The 17,716-nt window shown below is 61.2% G+C and carries 20 protein-coding genes; 6 read left to right on the top strand and 14 right to left on the bottom strand.

From position 1 onward, the window contains the following. Positions 1-149: 149 nt before the first annotated feature. The gene (locus tag ROG8370_RS05785) at positions 150-1,748 is read left to right on the top strand and encodes a phosphoenolpyruvate carboxykinase (protein WP_085826235.1); all 1,599 of its coding nucleotides are present in this window, start codon (positions 150-152) and stop codon (positions 1,746-1,748) included. Between the two features lie 88 nt (positions 1,749-1,836). Here the strand turns inward: ROG8370_RS05785 and ROG8370_RS05790 are convergent, their stop codons facing one another. Beyond that, positions 1,837-2,610: a sulfite exporter TauE/SafE family protein gene (locus tag ROG8370_RS05790; protein ID WP_085826136.1), complete on the bottom strand. Its 774-nt coding sequence runs from the start codon at positions 2,608-2,610 to the stop codon at positions 1,837-1,839. 146 nt (positions 2,611-2,756) lie between these two features. On the opposite strand from ROG8370_RS05790, the gene ROG8370_RS05795 reads away from it, so the two are divergent. Further along, positions 2,757-4,445, top strand: coding sequence for an acyl-CoA dehydrogenase family protein (locus ROG8370_RS05795; RefSeq protein ID WP_085826137.1), 1,689 nt, complete (start codon positions 2,757-2,759; stop codon positions 4,443-4,445). On the opposite strand, the gene ROG8370_RS05800 is transcribed toward ROG8370_RS05795, so the two are convergent. Beyond that, positions 4,442-5,416, bottom strand: coding sequence for an SLAC1 anion channel family protein (locus tag ROG8370_RS05800; protein ID WP_085826138.1), 975 nt, complete (start codon positions 5,414-5,416; stop codon positions 4,442-4,444). The two genes, ROG8370_RS05795 and ROG8370_RS05800, sit on opposite strands and share 4 nt — an antisense overlap. Before the next feature lie 9 nt (positions 5,417-5,425). Next, complete coding sequence (locus ROG8370_RS05805; protein ID WP_085826139.1) at positions 5,426-6,124, bottom strand: fumarylacetoacetate hydrolase family protein; 699 nt, start codon at positions 6,122-6,124, stop codon at positions 5,426-5,428. A 163-nt stretch (positions 6,125-6,287) separates the two neighbouring features. On the opposite strand from ROG8370_RS05805, the gene ROG8370_RS05810 reads away from it, so the two are divergent. The 3 genes from ROG8370_RS05810 to ROG8370_RS05820 all read left to right on the top strand — a co-directional run bounded on the left by ROG8370_RS05810 (position 6,288) and on the right by ROG8370_RS05820 (position 8,147). Beyond that, on the top strand, positions 6,288-6,974 hold the full coding sequence (locus ROG8370_RS05810; RefSeq protein ID WP_085826140.1) for a DUF1045 domain-containing protein: 687 nt from the start codon (positions 6,288-6,290) through the stop codon (positions 6,972-6,974). 217 nt (positions 6,975-7,191) lie between these two features. Continuing rightward, positions 7,192-7,752 carry a TetR/AcrR family transcriptional regulator gene (locus ROG8370_RS05815; RefSeq protein WP_085826141.1) on the top strand — a complete coding sequence of 187 codons (561 nt, stop codon included), beginning with the start codon at positions 7,192-7,194 and terminating at the stop codon, positions 7,750-7,752. 5 nt (positions 7,753-7,757) lie between these two features. Further along, complete coding sequence (locus ROG8370_RS05820; protein WP_085826142.1) at positions 7,758-8,147, top strand: META domain-containing protein; 390 nt, start codon at positions 7,758-7,760, stop codon at positions 8,145-8,147. A 26-nt stretch (positions 8,148-8,173) separates the two neighbouring features. On the opposite strand, the gene recO is transcribed toward ROG8370_RS05820, so the two are convergent. From recO to folK, 11 genes are all read right to left on the bottom strand, one after another. Further along, the gene (gene recO / locus ROG8370_RS05825) at positions 8,174-8,911 is read right to left on the bottom strand and encodes a DNA repair protein RecO (RefSeq protein ID WP_085826143.1); all 738 of its coding nucleotides are present in this window, start codon (positions 8,909-8,911) and stop codon (positions 8,174-8,176) included. Positions 8,912-8,980: 69 nt separating this feature from the next. Beyond that, positions 8,981-9,313, bottom strand: a complete 333-nt coding sequence (locus tag ROG8370_RS05830; RefSeq protein WP_085826144.1) for a DUF1491 family protein — start codon at positions 9,311-9,313, stop codon at positions 8,981-8,983. A gap of 78 nt (positions 9,314-9,391) precedes the next feature. Next, the gene (era, locus tag ROG8370_RS05835; protein ID WP_085826145.1) at positions 9,392-10,294 is read right to left on the bottom strand and encodes a GTPase Era; all 903 of its coding nucleotides are present in this window, start codon (positions 10,292-10,294) and stop codon (positions 9,392-9,394) included. Further along, entirely contained in the window at positions 10,291-10,977 is a 687-nt protein-coding gene (rnc, locus tag ROG8370_RS05840; RefSeq protein WP_085826146.1) for a ribonuclease III, read from the bottom strand. The genes era and rnc overlap by 4 nt, the downstream gene beginning before the upstream one ends. Continuing rightward, positions 10,974-11,804: a signal peptidase I gene (gene lepB / locus ROG8370_RS05845; RefSeq protein ID WP_085826147.1), complete on the bottom strand. Its 831-nt coding sequence runs from the start codon at positions 11,802-11,804 to the stop codon at positions 10,974-10,976. Before lepB ends, rnc begins: the two co-directional genes overlap by 4 nt. 39 nt (positions 11,805-11,843) lie before the next feature. After that, entirely contained in the window at positions 11,844-12,284 is a 441-nt protein-coding gene (gene acpS, locus ROG8370_RS05850; protein WP_085826148.1) for a holo-ACP synthase, read from the bottom strand. 54 nt (positions 12,285-12,338) lie between these two features. Further along, positions 12,339-13,091 (bottom strand): pyridoxine 5'-phosphate synthase, encoded by a 753-nt coding sequence (locus tag ROG8370_RS05855; RefSeq protein WP_085826149.1) that lies wholly within the window; start codon positions 13,089-13,091, stop codon positions 12,339-12,341. Positions 13,092-13,128: 37 nt separating this feature from the next. After that, positions 13,129-13,791, bottom strand: coding sequence for a DUF2062 domain-containing protein (locus tag ROG8370_RS05860; protein WP_085826150.1), 663 nt, complete (start codon positions 13,789-13,791; stop codon positions 13,129-13,131). An 11-nt stretch (positions 13,792-13,802) separates the two neighbouring features. Beyond that, the gene (locus tag ROG8370_RS05865; protein WP_085826151.1) at positions 13,803-15,944 is read right to left on the bottom strand and encodes a RelA/SpoT family protein; all 2,142 of its coding nucleotides are present in this window, start codon (positions 15,942-15,944) and stop codon (positions 13,803-13,805) included. Positions 15,945-15,980: 36 nt separating this feature from the next. Then, on the bottom strand, positions 15,981-16,334 hold the full coding sequence (gene rpoZ / locus ROG8370_RS05870) for a DNA-directed RNA polymerase subunit omega (RefSeq protein WP_085826152.1): 354 nt from the start codon (positions 16,332-16,334) through the stop codon (positions 15,981-15,983). A gap of 78 nt (positions 16,335-16,412) precedes the next feature. Beyond that, the gene (folK, locus tag ROG8370_RS05875; protein WP_085826153.1) at positions 16,413-16,979 is read right to left on the bottom strand and encodes a 2-amino-4-hydroxy-6-hydroxymethyldihydropteridine diphosphokinase; all 567 of its coding nucleotides are present in this window, start codon (positions 16,977-16,979) and stop codon (positions 16,413-16,415) included. 142 nt (positions 16,980-17,121) lie between these two features. Here folK and ROG8370_RS05880 point away from each other — a divergent pair, with 142 nt between their 5' ends. Then, entirely contained in the window at positions 17,122-17,694 is a 573-nt protein-coding gene (locus ROG8370_RS05880) for a LabA-like NYN domain-containing protein (RefSeq protein WP_085826154.1), read from the top strand. Positions 17,695-17,716 lie beyond the last annotated feature (22 nt).

Genomic DNA, 17,716 nt, shown 5'->3' on the forward strand with positions numbered 1-17,716 from the left:
TGCGCTAACTGCGCCAAAGCGTCCTGTTATTTTACAGAAGCGTCATGTTAAGAGGCGCTTAGCCGGGCACAGTGCCCGACCGGCGCCGCCAGCCGGCGCCCCAAAAGAGCCCGCATCGCGCGGACATGGCTAAACAGGAGCTTGGCAACATGACATTCGGACGGGTAAACCCGCAATTCCAGCTTGAAGATCAAGGGATCACAGGCTTGGGAAATGTCTACTACAACCTGATTGAACCCGCGCTGATCGAGGCCGCCCTGAAAAAGGGTGAGGGCACTTTGGGCAAGGGTGGCGCATTTTTGGTCACAACCGGAAAATTCACCGGCCGCTCGCCGAAAGACAAACACATCGTCAAAACCGATAGCGTTGCCGACACCATCTGGTGGGAAAACAACGCCGAAATGTCGCCCGAGGGCTTTGACGCCCTCTATACCGACATGCTGGCCTATATGAAGGGTGGCGATTACTACGTTCAGGATCTGGTTGGTGGCGCCGATCCGGCCCATGCGATCAACGTGCGCATGATCAGCGAGCTGGCCTGGCACAGCCTGTTCAACCGCACCATGCTGCGCCGCCCCGAGCGCGACATGCTGGATCATTTCACCGCTGATTTCACCCTGATCAACTGCCCCGGCTTCAAGGCAGAACCGGCCAAGCATGGCTGTCGGTCGGACACCGTGATCGCGATGAACTTCGATCGCAAGCTGATCCTGGTCGGCAATACTGAATATGCCGGTGAGAACAAGAAATCGATCTTCTCGCTGCTCAACTACCTGCTGCCGGAAAAAGGCATCATGCCGATGCATTGCTCGGCCAACCACGCCGAGGGCAACCCGGTCGACACGGCCGTATTCTTTGGCCTCTCGGGCACCGGCAAGACCACGCTTTCGGCCGATCCGGCGCGCACGCTTATCGGCGATGACGAGCATGGCTGGTCCGATCGCGGCACCTTCAACTTCGAGGGCGGGTGCTATGCCAAGACCATCAACCTCAACCCCGATGCAGAGCCGGAAATCTACGCGACGACCACCAAGTTCGGCACCGTCATCGAGAACATGGTGTTTGATCCGCAAACGCTTGATCTCGATTTCGAAGACGATTCCCTGACGGCGAACATGCGCTGCGCCTATCCGCTGCACTATATCTCGAACGCCTCCGAGACCGCGCTTGGCGGCCATCCCAAGAACATCATCATGCTGACCTGTGACGCCTTTGGCGTGCTGCCGCCGATCTCGCGGCTGACACCGGCGCAGGCGATGTATCACTTCCTGTCGGGCTTTACCTCGAAGGTGGCCGGAACCGAGCGCGGCGTGACCGAGCCGGAGCCGACCTTTTCGACCTGCTTTGGTGCGCCCTTCATGCCGCGCCGCCCCGAGGCCTATGGCAACCTGCTGAAAGCCAAGATCGCCAAGCATGGCGCGACCTGCTGGCTGGTCAACACCGGCTGGACCGGCGGCGCCTATGGCACCGGATCGCGGATGCCGATCAAGGCAACCCGCGCGCTTTTGACCGCCGCCCTCGATGGCTCGCTGAACGAGGTTGAATTCCGCAAGGATGAGAACTTTGGCTTTGACGTGCCCGTGGCCGTGCCAGGCGTCGCCGAGGTCCTGCTTGATCCGCGCCGCACCTGGTGCGACCCCGAGGCCTACGATGCGCAGGCGGCCAAGCTTGTCGAGATGTTCGCCGACAATTTCGCGCAGTACCTGCCCTACATCGACGACGACGTCAAAGCCGCCGCAATCGGCTAACCCGCGTCACGGGCGTGGGTTTCACCCACCCTACGCACCCAACAAGCGCCCCGGCCCGACGGCTGGGGCGTTTTGCGTTCTCGCGCCGCTAGAGGATCATGATGCCGCGCCGGATCAGGTTGAGTCCGGCGATCAAGAGCACCCAAAGCGTCATCCGGCGAAACGCCACCTGATCGAACCGATCCTGAAGCCGAAAGCCGATCCAGATCCCCAAAAGCGCCGGCGGCATCATCCCAAGCGACAGCGGCAGTGTCTCGGCCCGAAGCACACCCGAGCCGATATGTGCCCCCACAAGCGCCAGGGCGCCAAGGCCATAGATCACCCCCTGCACGCGCATCTGTTCGGTCTTTTCCGTGCCCCGCGCTGTCAGCATCGCAACCGTCGGCGGCCCCCACATGCCGGAAATGCCGCCAAACACCCCGGCGAGTGCGCCCATCGCCGCCTCGCCCTTTGGCCCCTGATCAGGCGAGACCCGCAATCCCCTGCCAAACAGCGTCGAGAGCGCATAAAGCGTGATCAGCGGTCCGATGAACAACAGCATGCCCGCCGGTGGCAAGACCGGCACCAGCTGCGCCGCCAGCACCATCACCACGCCGCCCACCATTAGGAACACCCGGAACCGGCGCACCGAGGCCAGGGCGGCGCGCGCGCCCTGGCGCAGGGCCTGCCAGAGATTGGTGGCCAGCGTCGGCAGGATCAGCGCCGCCAGCGCCAGATCAGGCGCCATGACCGAGCTAAGCCCGGCCATCATCACCGTCGGCATGGCAAAGCCGACCACGCCCTTGACCATGCCCGCACAGATCACCACGCCAAAGGCAAAGGCCCAGACCCAAAGCGGCCCGATATCAAAGAATGCTTCCATGACCCCCTCTTAACATGCCCGTTAGTGCGGCACTGCAGAAAATCAATGCGCAACTTTCAATCAAAAACATCATCCTTTTCGTAAAATAGTTGCGCTGCACCTGCGAAGTAGATAAAACAAGCCGCAACCACGAAAGGACGCGTTAAATGGCACATGACGGACAGGATATTGCAATGGCGAAACCAATCATTTTGGGCGACCTTCTGGCCCTGACAGGCGCGTCGATTGCCCCGGTTGAAACCCTCTTCGAGGCGGCAAAAGCCAATATTCGCCAAATGGTTAGCGTTGATGGCCGCGTGTCTGGCGCCGCGATCGAGGCGAACCAGAGCGCGGCCCATGGTCTGGCCTGGCTCGCGACCTATACGGAATCTTTGCGGCAGATGCAGCATTGGGCGACCCGGCTGAACGATTCCGGCACTTTTGGCGAGGTCGAACAGCTTTTGCTGCAGATCGGCTTTGGCGAATATCTTGGCCAGATTCAAGGCGGCATCCTGATGAATCAGGGCGAGATCATCCGCCCGCATGACATGGGCCTAAACGCCGCCGATATCGGCGCGCTTGTCACGCCTGCGGTCGCCACCCTGATCGCCGAAGGCAACAGTCAAGCCGCGCGCACCCGTCTTGTCGAGCTGATGCAGGAACGCTCTGCCGAGATCACCGTCGGGCGCACCGGGCTTGATGACGAACTTGAAATGATCCGCGAGCAATTCCGCCGCTTCTCGGTCGACAAGGTCGAACCCCACGCCCACGAATGGCACCTCAAGGACGAGCTTATCCCGATGGAGATCATCGAGGAACTCGCCGAAATGGGTGTCTTTGGCTTGACCATCCCCGAAGAATTCGGCGGCTTTGGCCTGTCCAAGGCCTCGATGGTGGTGGTCTCCGAGGAACTCAGCCGTGGCTATATCGGCGTCGGCAGCCTCGGCACCCGCTCCGAGATCGCCGCAGAGCTGATCCTGTGCGGCGGCACCGAGGCGCAAAAGGCGCAGTGGTTGCCGAAACTGGCCAGCGCCGAAATCCTGCCGACGGCGGTGTTTACCGAACCCAATACCGGCTCTGATCTTGGGTCGTTGCGCACCCGCGCCGTCAAGGACGAGAACGGCGACTGGAAGGTGACCGGCAACAAGACCTGGATCACCCACGCCGCGCGCACCCATGTGATGACCCTTTTGGCGCGCACCAAGCCCGACACCACCGATCACCGCGGCTTGTCGATGTTCCTGGCCGAGAAAACGCCCGGTACCGACGAGGCCCCCTTCCCCACGACAGGCATGAGTGGCGGCGAGATCGAGGTGCTCGGCTATCGCGGCATGAAGGAATACGAGCTTGGCTTTGACAACTTCCATGTGAAGGGTGAAAACCTTTTGGGGGGCGAAGAGGGCAAAGGCTTTAAACAGCTGATGGAAACCTTTGAATCGGCCCGCATCCAAACCGCCGCCCGCGCCATCGGCGTGGCGCAGTCGGCGCTTGATGTGGCGATGAAATACGCCATCGACCGCAAGCAGTTCGGCAAGAGCCTGATCGACTTTCCGCGCGTCTCGGGCAAGCTTGCGATGATGGCGGTCGAGATCATGATCGCCCGCCAGCTGACCTATTTCAGCGCCTGGGAAAAAGACAACGACCGGCGCTGTGATCTTGAGGCGGGCATGGCCAAACTGCTTGGCGCGCGCGTCGCCTGGGCGGCGGCCGACAACGGGCTTCAGATCCACGGCGGCAACGGCTTTGCCCTTGAATACACCATTAGCCGTATCCTCTGTGACGCGCGTATTCTCAACATCTTCGAAGGGGCCGCGGAAATTCAGGCCCAGGTCATCACCCGCCGCCTGCTCGATTAATCAGGCACGAAAACCTCGTTGTTTCGCATCGCTTTTGCGGTGCGGAACAGCAACCCCAGTATGATCACACAAAGCACCGCCAACAGGCCAAGCCCGATGATGCGATGCCCCGCCGATCCGGTGGCCTCTGCGTAGGTAAAGCTTGCGATCGTCACCCCCGCCATCGGAAAGCTGAGCGCCCAGAACGCCAGCGAAAACGACAGCCTCAGCAGCCTTGGCAATTGCACCGCCACGATCAGCGTGAACAAGTAAGCCACGTTCAAGAGCACATGGGCAAAGGGATCAATCCCGCCCACAAGCGCAACCCAGGCCAGAAACCCAACCGAGGGCGGCGCGATCAGGATGACCAGCGTCGGCTGAAGCCGCTGCGGCAAGGGATCGTGAAAAATAAGCCGGTTCATCACCAGAACCAGGAAAACGATCCAGAAAACAAGCCCGACCGAAGTGAAAAACCAACTGATCTCAAGATAGCCCAAAGGCACACCGGCAATCGCCACGATCACATTGCCCACCGCCGGAATGAACCAGGCCGGCGTCAGATGGCCATGCTGAAACGACCGCGCACTGATCCAGCCGCTGACCACCGAGATCGTCAGAACAAGCTGCATCGGCACCGCCACAAGCCACATGGCCCGCGCCAATCCCGGCGCCGGATCGAGCATCACCACCGACATCAGCACAAGCGCGATCGAGATCGCGGGAAAGAACGCAAGCTTGACCGGGTGCTGCCATTCGCCCACCACCGCGCCCGGATGGCGCAGGCCCTTGGCGATATACAAAACCGACACCGCCGCAAACACCAGCATGCTCAGAACATGCGCCGCGCCGGATGCGAAATGCCCTAGCCCAAGCGCCGCCTCGCCCGCCCGAAGCGCGAGCGTAAAGCCGCAAAGCCCCATCACGACGGTGAAAAGCGTGACCGGCACATGCGCAAGCCAGCCGCCCGGCTCAGGTTGCTTTCCATCTGACATGCCGCGCGCCTACTCGGGTGCGCCGATGTTCAGAAAAAGGTCGCTCAGCCCTTCGATCTGACCGTGCAGATCGCTGCCGGGTTTGACCGGCCCGACACCCGCCGGGGTGCCGGTATAAATAAGGTCGCCCGGCATCAGGTGATAGAATTGCGACAGATGCGCGATCACTTCGGGCACCGACCAGACCATATCGCTTAGCTGCGCCTCTTGCGCGACGACGCCGTCGAGCGTGAGGCGGATCGCTTGATCGGCGATCTCGCCAAACTCTGCTGCCGGGGTCAGCGGCGCGATGATCGCCGAGTCCTCAAAGTCCTTGCCCAAATCCCATGGCCGACGCTTGTCCTTGGCCTGCGTCTGTAGATCGCGGCGCGTCAGGTCGATGCCGCAGGCATAGCCGTAAACCGCCTGCATCGCATTAGCCTTGGTCGCCCGAAAGGCGGGCGCGCCGATCCCGACGACAAACTCCATCTCGTAATGACAATCCTGCGTGCCAAGCGGATAGGCGATGCTTGCCCCGCTGTAACAGATCGCATGCGCGGATTTGGTGAAATAGAACGGCGCCTCGCGATCAACCTCATTGCCCATCTCGGCGGCATGGGCGGCATAATTGCGCCCGACGCAGAAAATCCGGCGGACAGGAAAGGTGCCGCTCTGCCCCAGAACAGGAACTTGCGGCGCGGCGGGCACGTCAAAAAGCGGTGGTGTCATAAGGGGCTCCGAGGCTGACGGGTGTCTTTGTCGTCTGTTATGCGCCCGCCCCCCGGCCTTGTCAAAGCCTCGCGGCGCGTCCGGCATTGGCGCGGACCATGCCCTGTGTCATGAAGGTGCGACCCGATCCTGACAGATCATGACACGACCAAAAGGCCCAGGCATGGTTTTCAAAAGATACGCCGTTTACGTCACCCCAGAGCCCGGGCCGCTTGCCGATTTCGGCGCGGCCTGGCTTGGCTGGAATTGCTTGGCAGGCCGCAACGTCGATCACCCAGAGGTGCCGGGCCTACCGATGCCCTTGGCCGAGATCACCGAAACCCCGCGCAAATACGGCCTGCATGCGACGATGAAGCCGCCCTTTCGTCTGTGCGACGGCGCAAGCGAAGCCACATTGCTCGCCGCCTTTGAAGGCTTCTGCCGCACCGCAACGCCGGTATCGCTCGACGGGCTGACCCTCGCCCGCCTCGGCCGGTTTTTGGCACTTGTGCCGGAGGGCGATGACACCGCTCTTCGCGTCCTTGCCGCCAACACCCTACGCGCCTTCGAACCTTTTCGCGCGCCGCTCACCGAGGTCGAACTTGCCCGTCGCCGCGCCGGGGGGCTCAGCCCCGAACAAGACGCGCTTTTGTTGCAATGGGGCTACCCTCACGTGATGCAAGCGTTTCGCTTTCACATGACCCTGACTGGCAAACTTCCCCGAAAGCAGGCGATTGCGACGCAAACGGCACTCGCCCCGATAATAGACCCGCTCGTGCCACGCCCGTTTTTCATCACCTCGCTGTCCTTGATGGGTGAGGACGCCCTTGGCCGATTTCACCTGATTGAGCAGCGCGCCCTGTCCGGATAGACGAATCGCGAGGCGCTGAATGGCAGCCTGGGAAAAGAGTTTTTATGCCTTCGGCGAGGATATTTAGAGCAAGAAGAAACAGAAAGCGCCTGCTTTCACCGTTCCAGAAATACTCATAAATGCCGCCCACTCAACGGGTTCTACCCCATTCGTGCTGCGACGAAGCGTGACAGAAGGGCATCTTGCGGCACTGCAGCATGAAGCGTATGCCTGAGGGATGAACACACAACGCCGCCCTCGACTGACTCGTACCGACTGGCTTGTGGCCGGTCTCTCTGCGCTTTGCGAACAGGGGCCGGGGGCGCTTGGGGCCGAACCTCTGGCACGCCGTGTCGGAGCGACCAAGGGATCGTTCTATTGGCATTTCACCGACGTTCCGGCCTATAATCTTGCCCTTTTAGGCCTTTGGGAAAGCGCGGCGCGCCAGGCACTTGCGGCCTCCGCAGAGGCGGATGCGACCAATGCCACACGCCTGCGCACAACGGCCCAGATGATTGCCGCGACATCAACCAGCGACACCCCCGCCTTGCGCGCCGAGCCCGCGATCCGCGCATGGGCGCGCGACGACAGCAATTGCGCCAGCGTGGTGGCCGAGGTTGACGAGGCTCGGTTGCAACAGTTGCGCGGGCTTTTGTCGGCCTGTGGCATCGACAACGGGGAAATGGCGCGCATTCTTTACGCCAGTGCCATCGGCATGGAAGATTTGCACGACCGTGACGCGGCGCAAAATTCAGACGCGATCGGCTCTCTGGTCGATCTGGTTCTGGCGCTCCGGTAACCCGGATGCGGCTTGCTGTTCTCCTCTCGGTGCTCTCGCTGTTTGGCGCCTGCAAGGACGAAACCGTAACGGGCTATGGTGGGGATGCCGCAACCTGGACCTTGCAAAGTATCGACGGGCGACCTTTTGGCGCCCGTGCCACGCTGATCCTACCCGAAGAAGGCCAGATCGCCGGGCAAGCGCCCTGCAATAGCTATTCGGGCCAACAGACCGCGCCCTATCCGTGGTTTGCCCCCACCGCCATCGTGGCCACCAAACGCGCCTGTGGCGAACTTGACGCCGAAACCCGCTTTTTTCGCGCCTTGGCGGACATGACATTGGTGGAAGTGGTCGGGGATATCCTGATCCTGAGCAATGACGCCGGGCGCGAGATGATCTTTTCCGCCGCAAGGTAAACGCCGCCCACCCGCGAGGCAGCCTGTCAGGGCCGATGAGTGCGCTGCGCAAACCGATCAATAAACCTTTGACGCGCATCGGGCAGTGGCTTGTTGCCAAGCTCGGGGGCGAGATGATTGCGCAGGAAATGCCCCGTCAGATCGAACCCCTGCAAGATCTCGGCATCGGGCGCGGGCCCCTGACCGAGCATGCAGGGCGGCAGGGGCAACAACCGATCGGCCCATTCCCCCGCCCCCGCGCGCGACACGGCACGCCCGCTGCGCGGCGAGACGAACGACAGGTCGTTGGCCTCCGGCCCCATCACCGCACAGGCGCGCAGATCAAGGCCAAAGCCCATCTCTTCCAGCAAGGCCAATTCCCAGTTGAGATAGGCCAGCGGCCAAATTTCCGGCTGATCCAGCAGGTCAAGCAATGTCTCGGTGCGCCGGTAAAGCGACAGGCAGGCTTCGCGTTCAGGCAGGCAAAAGAGCAAGAGCGACGTCACCGCGTTCAGCCCCGCCAGCGCCAGCCTGTCGCCCATGGCCGTGCCAGCGCGTGAGCGCATCGGCTCGACCCGAAAGGTGCCGATGTGATCCTCAAGCCGCGCGCGCCATTCAAGATCAAGCTGAGCGCCAGGTTGCAGGATCGGGGAAAGCTTGCGCGATGCGCCACCGCGCACCACACCGGCATGACGCCCGCGCTCGGGCGTCAGAACCTCGATGATCGCGGCATTTTCGCCGTGCCTGCGGCTTGCCAGCAATATCCCCTGATCGCGCCAGTCCATCAGTTGTTCCCTAACCCTGTCCGCGCCATTGCACACCAGACGGCGCGCCCTGCCAAGCCCCTTGGCGTTTCAGTCGGACAGACCCGGCTCATCAAGCAGGTGGCGCCCGGCGCGATCTTCGACCTCGATCACCCAGACATCCGGGTCAAACCCGCGCTGGCGGGTGATAGCCGCGTCAACCTCGGCCTCGGCCCCCTCGGCCAGAACCACCCAGGCCCGCGCGCCAGTCATCAAATCAAACGACCGCTGATAGGCGTGCGCCTGACCGTCGAGCGTGTTGAGTTTGACCAGAACCGCGCCGCCGGTGTCATCGCCATGGGCCACGACAAAGGCGGGAATATCCGCAAGCCGAAGCCGCGCAAGATAGGCCTGCACCCAGAACGAGGCGGTCAGGCGCGCCATCAGGCGGGGGTGCCTGTCGCGCGCGCGGGCACCTCCGGCGGGAGTATTTTTGCCAAGAAGAAGCCCAAGAGCATGACCCTAGTTGCCGTCCTTGAAATTAAGCCCCATTTCTGAATAGCGCTCGGATTCCTCAAGCCAGTTGGGGCGCACCTTGACCTGAAGGAACAGGTGAATGCGCCGGTCGAGGAATTCCTCAAGCTCTTCGCGGGCCGCCTTGGAGACGGATTTGATCGTCTCGCCACGATTGCCGAGGATGATGCCCTTATGGCCATCGCGCATGACATAGACGACCTGATCAATCTTGGCGGAGCCGTCCTTGCGCTCTTCCCAGTTCTCGGTCTCGACCGTGAGTTGGTAGGGCAGTTCCTGATGCAGGCGCAGCGTCAGCTTTTCGCGGGTGATCTCGGAGGCGATCATCCGCATCGGCAAATCGGCGATCTGATCTTCGGGATAAAGCCAGGGGCCTTCGGGCATTTGTTCGGCCAGCCAGGCGCGCAGATGATCGACGCCGTGGCCTTTTTCAGCCGAGATCATGAAGGTCTCGACGAAGGGAAAGCGGGCGTTCATCTTTTGGGTCAGCGCCAGAAGAACCGGCGAATGCACCCGGTCGATCTTGTTGATGGCAAGCGCCACCTTGCGGCCCTTGGCAATATCGCCGAGGCCCTCAAGAATGCGCTCGACGCCTTCTGTGACGCCGCGATGCGCCTCGACCAAAAGAACTACCACATCGGCATCCGCCGCCCCGCCCCAGGCCGCCGCGACCATCGCGCGATCAAGGCGGCGGCGGGGTTTGAACAGGCCTGGCGTGTCGACAAAGACCAGCTGGCTTTCGCCCTCCATCGCCACGCCGCGAATGCGCGCCCGCGTGGTTTGCACCTTGTGGGTGACGATGCTGACCTTGGCCCCGACCATGCGGTTCAAGAGCGTGGATTTGCCTGCATTGGGTTCGCCAATCAAGGCGATGAATCCGGCGCGGGTCATGTGTTTTTATCCAATCTGTCCAAAAGGGCGCGGGCCGCCGCCTGTTCGGCGTGGCGCTTTGATCCGGCGGTCGCATCGGCGGTTTCGCCGGTTTTAAGCGTGGCTTTGATCGTGAATTGCGGGGCGTGATCGGGACCCGAGCGGTCCGTTTCGATATATTCGGGCGGTGGGAGGCCACGTGCCTGCGCCCATTCCTGAAGCGACGTCTTGGCATCACGCGCATCTTCCTTGACCGCGCCAACCCGCGCGCCCCAGAGCCGCAGCACCAGATCGCGCGCGCCCTCAAAGCCCGCATCGAGGTAAACGGCGGCAATCACCGCCTCCATCGCGTCGCCAAGCAGCGCCTCTTTGCGCCGCCCGCCCGACATCATCTCGGAGCGACCCAATTTCAAGACCACCCCAAGATCGACCTCGCGCGCCACATCGGCGCAGGCCTCTTTGCGCACCAGAGCGTTGAAGCGCGGCGCAAGCTGGCCCTCAGTCGCCCCAGGATCATGCGCCAAAAGTGCCTCGGCCATCACCAGCCCCAAGACCCGGTCTCCGAGAAATTCAAGCCGTTGGTTGTCGTCGCGCGTCGGTGATGACATCGAGGAATGCGTCAAAGCCCGCACCAGAAGTGCGGGCTTGGAAAACTGATAGCCCAGTCGCGCCTCTAGCGCTTTCATGTCGCTTGAAAGCTTCAATCGAGCCTCGTGAAAAAGCGGTCGCTGCGCCATGTCCAGAAGGCCAGCATCGACGAGCCCGCCGAGGAAAAGATCACCCGGTTGGCGCGGCCGATCAGGTTCTCGAAGGGCACATAGCCAACCCCGCCCACCGCCGCCGGAAACCGCGAGTCGGTCGAGTTGTCGCGATTGTCGCCCATGAAAAAGTAATGCCCCTCGGGCACGGTAAAGACGCCGGTGTGATCGGCGCGCTGATCACCGATATTTATAATGCTGTGCGACCGGCCATTCGGCAGGGTCTCGATCTGGCGCGACTTGATGCAAGCGCCGCCCTCACCGACAACGCCATTTTCACAGCGCGGGCGAATGCCCATCGGGCCCTGGCGGCTGAATTCCTCGACGAAATCCGGCGCGGGCTCAAGCTTGACGGCGACATCATTGATGTGCAGCACACCATCCTTCATCTGGATGCGATCGCCCGGCAGGCCGATCACCCGCTTGATGAAATCGGTGCCATCGGTGGGCTGGCGGAACACGATGATATCCCCGCGCTCAGGCTCGGAGCCGAAAATGCGGGTGTTGTCGCCATCCAGAAAGCCACAGATATCCTTGGCATCAATATCAAGCCCGGCAAAGCGGATCGACGGGCAGGACGCATAGGAATAGCCATAGGCCATCTTGTTGACGAAGAGGAAATCGCCGATCAGAAGCGTGTCTTTCATCGAGCCGGACGGGATCCAGAACGGTTGAAACAGCAGGGTGCGAAACAGCCCCGCGATCACAAGCGCCCAGAACACCGTCTTGATCGTCTCGACGATCGAATTTCCTTCTTTGGCCTCAGATGCCATAGGGCGTCTCCGGAATTAGCTGCAAAAAGTGGTCCCCGGCTACATGCGGCGCGCGCGGCGGGGTGTCAAGCCGGGGGGGTGGGCAATCGGGCGGGCCTCGATCACCACAAAGGCCTGTGCCCAGGGGTGATCATCGGTCAATGTCACATGAATGATCGCGGTATGATCCGGCGGTGTCATCTCGGCCAGACGTTCGGCGGCCCAACCGGTGACCTCCATCACGGGCTGGCCGGTTTCGAGGTTGCTGACGGCCATATCGCGCCAAGCGATGCCCATCCGCAACCCGGTGCCAAGCGCCTTGGAGCAGGCCTCTTTCGCGGCCCAGCGTTTGGCATAGGTGCCGACAACATCGCGGCGCCGCTCGGCCTTGGCCTGTTCGACGTCTGTAAAAACGCGGTTGCGAAACCGGTCGCCAAAACGCTCAAGCGTGCGCGCAATCCGCTCGATATTGGCAAGATCGGTGCCGATGCCAAGGATCATCGCGACGCCGCAATCACGGCTAAGGCGAGAGCGGCAGAGAAAAAGCCGATCCCGTCAACCATCGCGCGCTTCGTCCATCAACCGGCGCATTTCGCCGATCGCCGGGCCGAGGCCGCGAAAGATTGCCTCGCCAATGATGAAATGCCCGATATTAAGCTCGGCCACCTCGGGAAAGGCCGCGATCGGCTTGACCGTTTCATAGTTGAGACCGTGCCCGGCATGCACCTCAAGGCCTAGCGAATGGGCATAGGCTGACATCTCGCGCAGCGCGTCAAGCTCGGTATCGCGCTCTTTGAAGCGGCCCTCGGCATGGGCATCGCAATACGCCCCCGTATGCAGCTCGATCACCTGCGCGCCGATGCGCGCGGCGGCCTCGATCTGACGGCTGTCGGCGGCGATGAAGATCGACACCCGGCTGCCGGCCTCGATCAGCGGAGCGATGAAATGGGCAAGGCGGTTTTCCTCGCGCGCCACTTCAAGACCGCCCTCGGTGGTGCGCTCTTCGCGCTTTTCGGGCACGATGCAGACCGCATGCGGCTTGTGGCGCAGGGCAATCGCCTGCATCTCGGCGGTGGCCGCCATCTCAAAGTTGAGCGGCACGCCGAGGCCCGCCATCAGCCCGTCGATATCGGCATCCGAAATATGGCGGCGATCCTCGCGCAGATGCGCAGTGATGCCATCAGCGCCGGCCGCTTCGGCCACCTTGGCCGCGCGCAGCGGATCGGGATAGGCCCCGCCGCGGGCATTTCGCACCGTGGCAACATGGTCGATATTCACGCCAAGGCGCAGTTTGCCCTCAAACGACATCGGCTTTTCCTTTGTTGTAACGCGACTCGAGACGAACCTAGTCCTGTTTTGGCTTGGCGTCAGCCTTGAGCGCCTTCTTTTCCTTCAGCGCCGCCCATTTTGCCTTGAGCGCGCCCTTGCGGCGGTTCTGATAGGCCTGAATGACCGGCAGGCTGAGGTAATAGCAAATCAGCGCCGTGATGATGCCCGGAATGATCCCGCCGATCATGTAGGGGAAAAACACCTCATCATAAAACACATGCAGGCTGTGCCAGTCGGCCTCGCGCTCGGAAAACATTGCAATAAAATTGTTGCGCAGATCGTCACCCGCATCAATGAATTTACCGCCCAGCGAGCGGCGCACTTCGTCCTCGCCCGGGCCGGTGCCCCCCAAGAGAAAATGCCCGGTCTGCAACGAGACCACGCCAATCGGCACATAGGTGAGCGGATTGCCAAAGAACGTGCCCAAAAGCGCCGCCGGGATACTGCCGCGCAGCACCCATGCCAGAAACGCCGCCACCACGAAATGCAGCCCGTAAAATGGGGTGAAGGTGGTGAAAACACCGGCAAAAATCCCCCGCGCAATCCGATGCGGCGGATCCGGCAGGCGATGCAGACGGTGCTTGATATAGGTAAACGCCCGCGCCCAGCCACCACGGGGCCACAGAAAGTCAGAGATGACTTTCCAGAAGGGGCGTTTGTCTCGGCGTTTGAAAACCAACAGTCGGGCTCCTAGGGTTCATGGCTCTGCATAGCCCCGGACCGGGACGGATCACGATAGCGTTCAACAGCGGCAACGTCGGTTTCGGCATCAAGCGCGGACAACACACCATGCAGGTGTTCGGCGTCGCGCAATTCAACATCTATAAGCAATCTGTAAAAATCTGGTTTCCGGTCTACAAAGGTCAAGTCCGAGATATTGGCCTTCTGCTCTCCGATCAAGGTGCAAATCCGCCCCATCACGCCCGCGTCATTGCCAATCGTGACATCAAGCGTCACCGCATAAGCCGCAGGGTGTGTTCCGTTGTGCCAATGCAAGTCAAGCCAGCGCTGCGGCTGATCGTCATAGGCCGACAGGGCTTCGCAATCAATCGCGTGAATGACCACCCCACGCCCGCGATAGGTGATGCCGACGATGCGCTCGCCCGGCAGCGGCTGGCAACAGCGCGCGCGCTCAAAGCTCTGATCCGCCTCAAGGCCGATCACCGCAAGATCACGCGCTACCTCGTTGCCCGCATCGGGCACCAGATCGGGGTAAACCGCGTTCAGAACCTGATGCGCAGTCAACTCGGCACTGCCAAGGCGCGCGCGCACTTCCTCTGCGTTCTTGAGCCGCAGCGTACGCGCCGCCGCCTCAAGCGCCTTGTCGGTAGCCTTTTTGCCAACATGCTCGAACGCCGAGCGCGCCAATTCACGCCCCAGCTTGATAAAGCGGTCGCGATCAAGCTCGCGCAGGGCACGGCGAATGGCGGCGCGGGCCTTGCCGGTGGTGGCAATATCAAGCCATGTCGCCTGCGGCGTCTGGCCCTCGGCGGTGATCACCTCGACCGATTGTCCGTTCTTGATCCGGGTCCAGAGCGGCACCCGCATGCCGTCAATCTTGGCGCCGACGCACACATGCCCGATCCGGGTGTGAATGGCGTAGGCGAAATCAATCGGCGTCGCGCCGCGCGGAAGCTTGATCACATCGCCCTTGGGCGTGAAACAGAACACCTGGTCAGCGTACATCTCGAGCTTGACCGCTTCCATGAATTCGGTGTGGTCTTCTTCGGCGTCAAACTGTTCGGTGACCGACGAAATCCAGCGCGCGGGATCGACCGCAAAAGGGTTTTCGCTGCGCACCCCGTCACGATACGACCAATGCGCCGCAACCCCGGTTTCGGCGACGTCATGCATCTGGCGGGTTCTGATCTGAACCTCGACGCGCTTGCCATCGCGGCCCGACACGGTGGTGTGGATCGAGCGATAGCCGTTCGATTTCGGCTGGCTGATGTAATCCTTGAACCGCCCCGGCACCGCGCGCCAGCGTTGGTGGATCGCTCCGAGTGCCGCGTAGCAGTCATTCTCGCTCTGGGTCACGACGCGAAACCCGTAGATGTCAGAGAGGCGGGAAAAGCCCATCTCCTTTTCCTGCATCTTGCGCCAGATCGAATAGGGCTTTTTCGCGCGGCCGAACACCTCGGCGGTGATCCCGGCCTTGTCAAGCTCGTGACACATGTCATTTGTGATCCGCTCGATCACATCGCCAGTTTCTTTTTGCAGGGTGATAAAGCGGCGGATGATGCTGGCGCGGGCCTCTGGATTGAGCACGCGAAACGCCAGATCCTCAAGCTCTTCGCGCATCCACTGCATGCCCATGCGACCGGCCAGCGGCGCAAAGATGTCCATGGTCTCGCGCGCCTTTTGGGCCTGCTTGTCGGGGCGCATCGCCTTGATCGTGCGCATGTTGTGCAACCGGTCCGCCAGCTTGACCAGAATAACCCGCAGATCCTTGGACATCGCCATGAACAGCTTGCGAAAGTTTTCCGCCTGTTTGGTCTCGGAGCTGCTGAGTTGCAGATTGGTCAGCTTGGTGACCCCATCCACAAGATCGGCGACCTCGCGCCCGAACAGCTCTTCGACGGTCTGATACGAGGCTTTGGTATCCTCGATCGTGTCATGCAAAAGCGCGGTGATGATCGTGGCATCATCCAGCCGCTGTTCGGTCAGAATGGCGGCAACGGCAACGGGATGCGTGAAATACGGCTCGCCGGAATGGCGAAACTGGCCTTCGTGCATCGCACGGCCATAATCATAGGCCGTGCGAATCAACGCTTCGTTGGTTTTTGGATTATAGTGCCGAACAAGCGTGATCAGGTCGTCAACGGCGATCATCTGATCTGCGCCCCTGGCTTTGGGTGGGGCTAAGACCTAGCCCTGACCCTGTGCTTCCATAAGTGCCCGCAGAAGCTTTTCTTCGGACATGTCATCGGCCTCGGGCTTGTCTGCCTCGCCACCCATCAACAGAGCCATCGAATCTTCTTCGGGCTCGTCAACTTCGATCTGGCTCTGATTCGATTCGATCAGACGCTCGCGCAGATCATCCGCCGACTGGGTTTCTTCGGCGATCTCACGCAGGGCCACGACCGGGTTCTTGTCGTTGTCACGATCCACGGTCAGCGATGCGCCAGCGGCAATTTCACGCGCGCGATGCGCGGCAAGCATCACCAGATCAAACCGGTTCGGGACCTTATCAACGCAATCTTCTGTGGTAACGCGGGCCATTTGACCTCCGGATATTAGGGGCAGGTTTGCAAGAAGCCCTGTATTTAGGCTGTCAATACAGGATTTACAAGCAGAGAATCAGAGCGCGACAACGGCATTTCTATCGGCCTGCGGCAGGGCCTCAAGCATCTCCTGCACGGATTTGCCCAGCACCGGATGCACCCAGCCCGGCGCCACCTCTGCCAGAGGCACCAGCACAAAGGCGCGGTCCTGCATTCTGGGGTGCGGCAGGATAAGCTGATCGGGCGCGCGCAAGGTCTGCGCATCAGGCGCCAGATCACGCCAGGCCTCAAAACCGGCAACATCGGGCAAGACCTGAGCGCCGAGTGCAATCAGGTCAAGATCAAGCGTGCGTTGCCCCCAGCGGCGCACCCTTTCCCGCCCAAAGGCCGCCTCGACCCGGTGCAAAAGTGCCAAAATCTCTTGCGCGCCCCCGTCAAAGCGAAGCACCGCCGCGCCATTGACGTAATCCGGCCCCGCCCCGGCCGGAAAACAGGGCGTGCTGTAAAGCCCGCTTGACGCGACGAGATCTGCGCCCTCGTGACGCAGCATGTCCATCGCCGCGCGCAGCGTTTCAGCAGGCCCGCCAAGGCCGGACGGCATATTTCCACCCATAGCGATCAAGCATTGTTGATTGAATGTCATGAACGTCCTATCCTTTTGGGATGCATGATGCTCTTGTGTGTCGCGTACAAGACCTCTAATTTATTTATCTACGTCTGTCCTGCCTCACCACTCACACACGAACACCCCGGGCAAGACACTATACTTCGGAAGGACATTTGAAATGTTTTATAAGGATGAACGACTGGCTTTGTTCATCGATGGATCAAACCTCTATGCCGCCGGCAAGGCGCTTGGGTTTGATATCGACTACAAGCTATTGCGTACCGAGTTCATGCGTCGCGGCAAGTTGCTGCGTGCATTCTATTACACCGCCCTGCTTGAAAATGACGAGTATTCGCCAATCCGGCCTCTGGTCGATTGGCTGCATTACAACGGGTATTCGATGGTCACCAAACCGGCAAAAGAATACACCGACAGCCAGGGCCGTCGCAAGGTCAAGGGCAACATGGATATCGAGTTGACTGTGGATGCAATGGAACTTGCGCCGCATGTCGATCATATCGTTCTGTTCTCGGGCGACGGCGATTTCCGCCCTCTGGTGGAAAGCCTGCAACGTCAGGGCGTGCGTGTCTCGGTGGTTTCGACCATCCGAAGCCAGCCGCCGATGATCTCGGACGAGCTGCGCCGTCAGGCCGACAACTTTATCGAGTTGCAGGACCTCAAGGACGTGATCGGCCGCCCTCCGCGCGAGGTCAGCCCAGAGCGTGAAGAGGCCTACGCAGATCACGAGTGATCCGACCCTGCGCCGCACCAAA

Source organism: Roseovarius gaetbuli (genome assembly GCF_900172365.1).
Lineage (GTDB): Bacteria > Pseudomonadota > Alphaproteobacteria > Rhodobacterales > Rhodobacteraceae > Roseovarius > Roseovarius gaetbuli.

Bases quoted from the DNA above. Each gene is read 5' to 3' on its own strand.
- ROG8370_RS05785 (WP_085826235.1), top strand. From the start codon at position 150: ATGACATTCGGACGGGTAAACCCGCAATTCCAGCTTGAAGATCAAGGG.
- ROG8370_RS05790 (WP_085826136.1), bottom strand. From the start codon at position 2,610: ATGGAAGCATTCTTTGATATCGGGCCGCTTTGGGTCTGGGCCTTTGCC.
- ROG8370_RS05795 (WP_085826137.1), top strand. From the start codon at position 2,757: ATGGCACATGACGGACAGGATATTGCAATGGCGAAACCAATCATTTTG.
- ROG8370_RS05800 (WP_085826138.1), bottom strand. From the start codon at position 5,416: ATGTCAGATGGAAAGCAACCTGAGCCGGGCGGCTGGCTTGCGCATGTG.
- ROG8370_RS05805 (WP_085826139.1), bottom strand. From the start codon at position 6,124: ATGACACCACCGCTTTTTGACGTGCCCGCCGCGCCGCAAGTTCCTGTT.
- ROG8370_RS05810 (WP_085826140.1), top strand. From the start codon at position 6,288: ATGGTTTTCAAAAGATACGCCGTTTACGTCACCCCAGAGCCCGGGCCG.
- ROG8370_RS05815 (WP_085826141.1), top strand. From the start codon at position 7,192: ATGAACACACAACGCCGCCCTCGACTGACTCGTACCGACTGGCTTGTG.
- ROG8370_RS05820 (WP_085826142.1), top strand. From the start codon at position 7,758: ATGCGGCTTGCTGTTCTCCTCTCGGTGCTCTCGCTGTTTGGCGCCTGC.
- recO (WP_085826143.1), bottom strand. From the start codon at position 8,911: ATGGACTGGCGCGATCAGGGGATATTGCTGGCAAGCCGCAGGCACGGC.
- ROG8370_RS05830 (WP_085826144.1), bottom strand. From the start codon at position 9,313: ATGGCGCGCCTGACCGCCTCGTTCTGGGTGCAGGCCTATCTTGCGCGG.
- era (WP_085826145.1), bottom strand. From the start codon at position 10,294: ATGACCCGCGCCGGATTCATCGCCTTGATTGGCGAACCCAATGCAGGC.
- lepB (WP_085826147.1), bottom strand. From the start codon at position 11,804: ATGGCATCTGAGGCCAAAGAAGGAAATTCGATCGTCGAGACGATCAAG.
- acpS (WP_085826148.1), bottom strand. From the start codon at position 12,284: ATGATCCTTGGCATCGGCACCGATCTTGCCAATATCGAGCGGATTGCG.
- ROG8370_RS05855 (WP_085826149.1), bottom strand. From the start codon at position 13,091: ATGTCGTTTGAGGGCAAACTGCGCCTTGGCGTGAATATCGACCATGTT.
- ROG8370_RS05865 (WP_085826151.1), bottom strand. From the start codon at position 15,944: ATGATCGCCGTTGACGACCTGATCACGCTTGTTCGGCACTATAATCCA.
- rpoZ (WP_085826152.1), bottom strand. From the start codon at position 16,334: ATGGCCCGCGTTACCACAGAAGATTGCGTTGATAAGGTCCCGAACCGG.
- folK (WP_085826153.1), bottom strand. From the start codon at position 16,979: ATGACATTCAATCAACAATGCTTGATCGCTATGGGTGGAAATATGCCG.
- ROG8370_RS05880 (WP_085826154.1), top strand. From the start codon at position 17,122: ATGTTTTATAAGGATGAACGACTGGCTTTGTTCATCGATGGATCAAAC.